The sequence below is a fragment of the Acidithiobacillus ferriphilus genome (assembly GCF_018854775.1).
GTDB lineage: Bacteria > Pseudomonadota > Gammaproteobacteria > Acidithiobacillales > Acidithiobacillaceae > Acidithiobacillus > Acidithiobacillus ferriphilus.
The window spans coordinates 1-3,603 of sequence record NZ_JAAZTY010000163.1 but is presented as its reverse complement, the minus strand read 5'-3'; the positions used below and the strand labels follow the sequence as shown (position 1 = coordinate 3,603).

Genomic DNA, 3,603 nt, shown 5'->3' with positions numbered 1-3,603 from the left:
AACCTTGCAGGCCTTGACCTGGCCTCTGGGGAAATCGTCTTGCGTCCCAATTTTGCTTTTAGCCATGATGAACATGCTCCTGTATCTGAAAACCGTTGTAAATTTACTGGCTTGTGCGTTTCGATTCAACAGCCCGCCAGTAATGCTCCTCCGGCTGTAACCGCTGAAGCTGCTCACGCAGCACCGCACCACCGACCGAATTGATCCGTCCCTGGTCTCGACGAATGAGATCTATCAGCGGTATGGATGAAAAATATTGGATGATCATTTCCGGATCGCTGCCTGTCGTCCGCAGAGACCGTATCCATTCCGCATAGGGAGCCAGTCGCTCCGGATCAAGATGCGTGTCTGCGATAATCAATGCGTCCGCTTCCGTTATCGCCTGGCGAATGGCTTCTTCCCAGAGCGATTGCACACGATCTTCCTGCGCTTTGTCCCAGGTCTTCCAGGAAAACGGCTGTCCAGATGCCTCATAATACAAGGCTGCCCGGATGGCGTCCCGTTCGATGACGTGAATATTTAGGCTGGGGTATTGGCTTTGCATGGCGCGTGCCCAGGTGCTTTTGCCACTGGCGGACGTGCCGACGGTGAAGATGATCAATGGTGAAGGTTTCTCTTCCAATAGCATGTTTACCTGGCGTGCATCGTTTGTGAATATGGCGGCACGGTCCGCCTGATCGCAACTCAGAATATGGTACTGCTTTTGCGGGCAGCCATAAGGCAAGGATGGTGCCGCTTGCCCCATGTTGGCGGCGGATATGAATTGACAGAATCCAGCGTTTGAAAGTCGTGATACACCGGGCCGAGAAAATCGGCTATTTAAGATGCCGGTGCGGATGATAGCCGATGACCGGCAAGGACGCCATGCCTATGAGCGACCTCAAAGCAGTGGGCTATCAGAACTATAGGCTGGCAATTGGATTATTTTAGATTTATTTTGTTGCTTTGGCTGAACTGGGAATAAGGTTAACCCATCATTTTCCCTTTGTTGGCATCGAGAAACGCGGCGGTGACTTTCGATTCGCCCGCTTCCTTGGCGGCCTTCTCGATTTTGGCCTTGGCCATGTTGCGCACGAAAGAGGGCATTTTCTCCAGGCGTTGCAGCGCGTCTTCGTCCCAGGGCAGTGTCTGTTCGCTCATTTGTTGACTCCTTAACATCGGATGGGGGATTGCGGCGCTGTAGCTAGAAAGAAAATTTTATGGGCTTGGTAACAGGGTGTCAAGCCGATGTGGCTTAGTCTATTGAATTGATCTACTATTTCAGGCAAGCGCGGCATTAATGCTGCACGCTTGCTGAGATTGCTTGGATATAATCGTAGTGCTTTTTCTTTGCTGCTGGATTGTCCGAGATGGGCGGAAGATCGCGATTTTTTACAGGGATCACTTAAAACTATGGACACCACCAGCACGCTCCCTAATTTTCTCGGTCTGCATGATTCGGACTTTCAATTTATCAAACGCTACCGGGTTCTCCTTGAGGCGGAAACCGGGGCCCTCGCACACGATTTCTACGAGTATCTGCTCTCACACCCGGTCACCGCCGCCGTCTTCCGGGATTTCTCCCGCGCGCGTCTGGACGCCCTGATGCAGAAACAGGCGGAACACATCAGCGGGCTTCTGGCCAGTCACCTGAACAAATCCTGGCGGGAGTCCATGCGCAAAATCGGGGCTCTGCACCACCGTCTGGGCATCAAGCCCTCCTGGGTCGCCGGCGCCTATATCCTCTACTGGCGCCATTGGCAGAAGGTGCTCCAGGACCAGGTTCCGGAGGCTGAACGGAATGCGCTGCGAGACGCCTTGTTCCGTCTGCTGATTGGCGACCTCATGATCCAACTTGACGGCTATGCCCGCGCCTCTCGCGAGACCGATGCTGATCGGTTGGCCCTCTTCGATGTTTTATTGGGGGTGCTTGCCGTTCCCCAAGGGGCGGAGTCCCAACGCCCGGAGGCGTTGTTGCTCCAGCAGATCTGCGAAGCCCTGCCGCGCAAGAGCGCCAGCGTACGCCTGGCTGGTTATGTGGTGAGTGGTGCCATGGGAGATGTATTAACCCTGGAGTGCATTGCCGGTCTCCCACTGCCGACTCTGCAACTACCAAAGAATACTGGAGATCCTTGCTGGGAGGCACTGGAATGCGGACAGACGGTCATCCGGTCCGTAGAAGATCCGCATGCCCCAGAGTGGATTAAAAACCTCCACAACCGGGTTAAAGAAGTCGGGATATTTCCCTTTGGTGAGGAGGATCTGCGTGGTGCGATCCTGATCGGAGCGCGCGAAAAAGGATACTTTCGTCGAGTTGGATCAGATTATTTTCATGCGTTCGCCCATCTCGGCGAGATGGTGCTCCAACTGCGCAACCAATCCCTGCGCGACCCGCTGACTGGTTTACCAAACCGCACCCTCTTCCTGGACCGTCTGGAAATCGCCCAAACCCAGGCGCTGAGGAATGAGCGACTCCTTGGCGTGGCGCTGCTCGATCTCGATGGGTTCAAGCAGGTGAACGATCGGCTCGGGCACGCGGCCGGAGATCAGTTGCTGCTGGCCGTGGTGCAAAGACTACAAGGACATTTGCGCGCCGGGGACACCCTCGCGCGGATGGGCGGCGATGAATTCGGGCTGCTACTGCCCGGCCTGGATAGCGTGGACAGCCTCGGAGTTATTTGTAAACGCCTACTCGCTAGCATCCGGGAAGCGCTGAATATCCATGGCGAAGCGGTCAGCATCTCCGGCAGTCTAGGAATCACCCTCTATCCTCTGGACGACAGTAACGCCAGTATGCTGATACAGCACGCCGATATGGCGCTCTATGCCGCCAAGGATGCGGGCCGGGACCAATTTCATCTGCATACTTTGGCCCTGGATGAGGCTGTACAAGCAGAGACGGAGATGCGCGTCATGTTGCAGCAAGCATTGAACGACAAGCGTTTGATCCTGCACTACCAACCTATCGTATCCAGCGCCGGGGAGGTCCTGAGCGTGGAAGCCCTTATTCGCCTGCAACACCCGGAGAAAGGACTGCTCCCCCCAGCCGCCTTTTTCTCCGCCCTGGACCACCCCAGCCTCGCGCGTTCTATCGGCCGATTCGTCCTAGAAATGGCTCTGCGTCAAGAAGAAGCTTGGCGTCGGGAAGGGCTGGTGTTGCGCATATCGGTGAATATCAGCGCCCGCCACCTGCTTGATGCCCGCTTCCTGGACGATCTACGGGAAATCTTGGCCAATCACCCGGACATACCCCAAAATCAGCTAGAGATTGAGGTCACCGAGTCGGCGCCGCTGATCGATATGGCAGGCGCGCAAGTCCTCCTGGCTGCCTGTCATCGCATGGGGGTGCGCGTCGCCCTCGATGATTTTGGTACCGGCAATGCGTCTCTAACCTACCTCCAACAGCTCCAGGCCCAATCCATCAAGATCGATCGGAGTTTTGTGCGCGACATGATCAATGATCCCAAGGACCTGGCCATCGTCGCGGCGGTGATTACCGCCAGCCGCATGCTGGGTCTGGATGTGATCGCTGAAGGAGTGGAGACGGCAGAGCACGCGGCACTGCTCACCAAAATGGGGTGCAGCCATCTGCAGGGGTACTATTTTTCCAAGCCGCTCCCTCCC

3 protein-coding genes are annotated in these 3,603 nt (G+C 56.0%); 1 reads left to right on the top strand and 2 read right to left on the bottom strand.

Going from position 1 to position 3,603, the window contains the following annotated elements:
• Positions 1-103 precede the first annotated feature (103 nt).
• On the bottom strand, positions 104-745 hold the full coding sequence (locus HF921_RS10985) for an AAA family ATPase (protein ID WP_226834512.1): 642 nt from the start codon (positions 743-745) through the stop codon (positions 104-106).
• Positions 746-966: 221 nt separating this feature from the next.
• Positions 967-1,140 (bottom strand): PCP reductase family protein, encoded by a 174-nt coding sequence (locus tag HF921_RS10980; protein ID WP_215849368.1) that lies wholly within the window; start codon positions 1,138-1,140, stop codon positions 967-969.
• Positions 1,141-1,392: 252 nt separating this feature from the next.
• Here HF921_RS10980 and HF921_RS10975 point away from each other — a divergent pair.
• The coding region (locus HF921_RS10975) for an EAL domain-containing protein (protein WP_215893810.1) at positions 1,393-3,603 on the top strand (2,211 nt) is incomplete at its 3' end.